The organism is Klebsiella sp. K47 (genome assembly GCF_051858335.1).
Lineage (GTDB): Bacteria > Pseudomonadota > Gammaproteobacteria > Enterobacterales > Enterobacteriaceae > Klebsiella > Klebsiella pneumoniae.
The window spans coordinates 1-1706 of sequence record NZ_JBPYUI010000074.1; the positions used below are offsets into that span (position 1 = coordinate 1).

Annotated in this window: 1 rRNA gene; it reads right to left on the minus strand. The window is 52.9% G+C overall.

From position 1 onward, the window contains the following. Nucleotides 1-20: 20 nt before the first annotated feature. Nucleotides 21-1560: ribosomal RNA gene (locus RRF55_RS27085) — 16S ribosomal RNA — on the minus strand. Nucleotides 1561-1706 lie beyond the last annotated feature (146 nt).

The following is a 1706-nucleotide window of genomic DNA, read 5'->3' on the forward strand; positions in this document are numbered from 1 at the left end:
CAAAGGCAGGTTCTTTAAGGTAAGGAGGTGATCCAACCGCAGGTTCCCCTACGGTTACCTTGTTACGACTTCACCCCAGTCATGAATCACAAAGTGGTAAGCGCCCTCCCGAAGGTTAAGCTACCTACTTCTTTTGCAACCCACTCCCATGGTGTGACGGGCGGTGTGTACAAGGCCCGGGAACGTATTCACCGTAGCATTCTGATCTACGATTACTAGCGATTCCGACTTCATGGAGTCGAGTTGCAGACTCCAATCCGGACTACGACATACTTTATGAGGTCCGCTTGCTCTCGCGAGGTCGCTTCTCTTTGTATATGCCATTGTAGCACGTGTGTAGCCCTGGTCGTAAGGGCCATGATGACTTGACGTCATCCCCACCTTCCTCCAGTTTATCACTGGCAGTCTCCTTTGAGTTCCCGGCCGGACCGCTGGCAACAAAGGATAAGGGTTGCGCTCGTTGCGGGACTTAACCCAACATTTCACAACACGAGCTGACGACAGCCATGCAGCACCTGTCTCACAGTTCCCGAAGGCACCAATCCATCTCTGGAAAGTTCTGTGGATGTCAAGACCAGGTAAGGTTCTTCGCGTTGCATCGAATTAAACCACATGCTCCACCGCTTGTGCGGGCCCCCGTCAATTCATTTGAGTTTTAACCTTGCGGCCGTACTCCCCAGGCGGTCGATTTAACGCGTTAGCTCCGGAAGCCACGCCTCAAGGGCACAACCTCCAAATCGACATCGTTTACGGCGTGGACTACCAGGGTATCTAATCCTGTTTGCTCCCCACGCTTTCGCACCTGAGCGTCAGTCTTTGTCCAGGGGGCCGCCTTCGCCACCGGTATTCCTCCAGATCTCTACGCATTTCACCGCTACACCTGGAATTCTACCCCCCTCTACAAGACTCTAGCCTGCCAGTTTCGAATGCAGTTCCCAGGTTGAGCCCGGGGATTTCACATCCGACTTGACAGACCGCCTGCGTGCGCTTTACGCCCAGTAATTCCGATTAACGCTTGCACCCTCCGTATTACCGCGGCTGCTGGCACGGAGTTAGCCGGTGCTTCTTCTGCGGGTAACGTCAATCGACAAGGTTATTAACCTTATCGCCTTCCTCCCCGCTGAAAGTGCTTTACAACCCGAAGGCCTTCTTCACACACGCGGCATGGCTGCATCAGGCTTGCGCCCATTGTGCAATATTCCCCACTGCTGCCTCCCGTAGGAGTCTGGACCGTGTCTCAGTTCCAGTGTGGCTGGTCATCCTCTCAGACCAGCTAGGGATCGTCGCCTAGGTGAGCCGTTACCCCACCTACTAGCTAATCCCATCTGGGCACATCTGATGGCATGAGGCCCGAAGGTCCCCCACTTTGGTCTTGCGACATTATGCGGTATTAGCTACCGTTTCCAGTAGTTATCCCCCTCCATCAGGCAGTTTCCCAGACATTACTCACCCGTCCGCCGCTCGTCACCCGAGAGCAAGCTCTCTGTGCTACCGCTCGACTTGCATGTGTTAGGCCTGCCGCCAGCGTTCAATCTGAGCCATGATCAAACTCTTCAATTTAAGTTTGATGCTCAAAGAATTAAACTTCGTAATGAATTACGTGTTCACTCTTGAGACTTGGTATTCATTTTTCGTCCGAGGACGTTAAGAATCCATGTCACTTTGAGTGCCCACACAGATTGTCTGATAAATTGTTAAAGAGCAGT